1 pseudogene is annotated in these 620 nt (G+C 46.5%); it reads right to left on the bottom strand.

Annotation, left to right across the window (positions count from 1 at the left end):
• Positions 1-526 precede the first annotated feature (526 nt).
• A pseudogene (locus AB0C16_RS40235) lies at positions 527-613 on the bottom strand (hypothetical protein); the annotation flags it as partial.
• Positions 614-620 lie beyond the last annotated feature (7 nt).

Here is a 620-nt window from a genome sequence, read left to right as displayed (position 1 = left end):
GTTACGCGCAGCGTGACCGCTACACTTGCCAGCGCCCTAGCGCCCGCTCCTTTCGCTTTCTTCCCTTCCTTTCTCGCCACGTTCGCCGGCTTTCCCCGTCAAGCTCTAAATCGGGGGCTCCCTTTAGGGTTCCGATTTAGTGCTTTACGGCACCTCGACCCCAAAAAACTTGATTAGGGTGATGGTTCACGTAGTGGGCCATCGCCCTGATAGACGGTTTTTCGCCCTTTGACGTTGGAGTCCACGTTCTTTAATAGTGGACTCTTGTTCCAAACTGGAACAACACTCAACCCTATCTCGGTCTATTCTTTTGATTTATAAGGGATTTTGCCGATTTCGGCCTATTGGTTAAAAAATGAGCTGATTTAACAAAAATTTAACGCGAATTTTAACAAAATATTAACGCTTACAATTTCCATTCGCCATTCAGGCTGCGCAACTGTTGGGAAGGGCGATCGGTGCGGGCCTCTTCGCTATTACGCCAGAGCTTGGCCGGATCTAAAGTTTTGTCGTCTTTCCAGACGTTAGTAAATGAATTTTCTGTATGAGGTTTTGCTAAACAACTTTCAACAGTTTCAGCGGAGTGAGAATAGAAAGGAACAACTAAAGGAATTGCGAAT

Source organism: Nonomuraea sp. NPDC048916 (assembly GCF_040649575.1).
In the GTDB taxonomy this organism is placed as follows: Bacteria; Actinomycetota; Actinomycetes; order Streptosporangiales; family Streptosporangiaceae; genus Nonomuraea.
This window is presented reverse-complemented; position numbering and strand designations above follow the sequence as displayed.